Annotated in this window: 3 tRNA genes and 2 rRNA genes; all 5 read right to left on the reverse strand. The window is 42.4% G+C overall.

What is annotated here, in order from left to right:
- Positions 1 to 50 precede the first annotated feature (50 nt).
- Positions 51 to 126 (reverse strand) — tRNA-Val (locus tag M3210_RS20055).
- Between the two features lie 2 nt (positions 127 to 128).
- Positions 129 to 203: transfer RNA gene (locus tag M3210_RS20060), tRNA-Glu, on the reverse strand.
- A gap of 12 nt (positions 204 to 215) precedes the next feature.
- A tRNA-Ser gene (locus M3210_RS20065) sits at positions 216 to 308 on the reverse strand.
- A gap of 90 nt (positions 309 to 398) precedes the next feature.
- A 5S ribosomal RNA gene (rrf, locus tag M3210_RS20070) occupies positions 399 to 514 on the reverse strand.
- Positions 515 to 666: 152 nt separating this feature from the next.
- Positions 667 to 752, reverse strand: a 23S ribosomal RNA gene (locus tag M3210_RS20075); the annotation flags it as partial.

The following is a 752-nucleotide window of genomic DNA, read 5'->3' on the forward strand; positions in this document are numbered from 1 at the left end:
TAATTGGGAATATGCACTTTAGATCGTACATAATATAAAAATGAAATAAATGGTGGAGGATGCAGGGCTCGAACCTGCGACCCCCTGCTTGTAAGGCAGGTGCTCTCCCAGCTGAGCTAATCCTCCAATGGTGACCCGTACGGGATTCGAACCCGTGTTACCGCCGTGAAAGGGCGGTGTCTTAACCGCTTGACCAACGGGCCATTAAATTAAAATGGCGGAGAGCGAGGGATTCGAACCCTCGAGACCACGGTAGTGGCCTACACGATTTCCAATCGTGCTCCTTCGACCAACTCGGACAGCTCTCCATCGAGCTATAAGTAATACAGTCGAAAGTTTAGCTGAGTCTTCTCAGAAAACTACGTTTATACCATTATGTTAATTAACTTAAGTTAATTGCCTGGCAACGTCCTACTCTTGCAGAGACAAAGTCTCAACTACCATCGGCGCTGGAAAGCTTAACTGCTGTGTTCGGTATGGGAACAGGTGTGACCTTTCCGCCATCACTACCAGACAATATTAACTCTAAGTAAATGTTCTATTATTTTTCAGTGACAATCATTATTATAATTCATTCACAGAAAAAATCAAGTATAAACTATCATTCATGTATAACTTATACCTCGAAAACTAAATAAGAGTAATGGAACGACATCAAAATAGAATTTAGTTAAGTCCTCGATCGATTAGTATTTGTCAGCTCCACATGTCACCATGCTTCTACCTCAAACCTATCAACCTCATCGTCTCTG

Origin of the sequence: Oceanobacillus luteolus, from assembly GCF_023715655.1 — a bacterium.
Classification (GTDB): domain Bacteria; phylum Bacillota; class Bacilli; order Bacillales; family Amphibacillaceae; genus Oceanobacillus; species Oceanobacillus luteolus.